Genomic DNA, 214 nt, shown 5'->3' with positions numbered 1-214 from the left:
AAATCCTTAGAGAGTGGTGGGCGATACCGGGTTCGAACCAGTGACCCCCTGCTTGTAAGGCAGGTGCTCTCCCAACTGAGCTAATCGCCCACATGTTTTTTCACATTTCTTGTGGAAGAAATGGTGGGTCGTGCAGGATTCGAACCTGCGACCAATTGATTAAAAGTCAACTGCTCTACCAACTGAGCTAACGACCCCTTTACTTCACAACGGA

General features: G+C 49.1%; 2 tRNA genes. Both read right to left on the bottom strand.

From position 1 onward, the window contains the following. Nucleotides 1-14 precede the first annotated feature (14 nt). Nucleotides 15-90 (bottom strand) — tRNA-Val (locus EXZ60_RS19195). Nucleotides 91-121: 31 nt separating this feature from the next. Then, a tRNA-Lys gene (locus EXZ60_RS19190) sits at nt 122-197 on the bottom strand. Between the last annotated feature and the right edge of the window lie 17 nt (nt 198-214).

It is taken from the genome of Vibrio sp. 1151_11, from assembly GCF_029478525.1.
Classification (GTDB): Bacteria; Pseudomonadota; Gammaproteobacteria; order Enterobacterales; family Vibrionaceae; genus Vibrio; species Vibrio anguillarum.
Note: the sequence above shows the minus strand (reverse complement) of the source record. Positions and strands in the feature narration are given on the sequence as shown.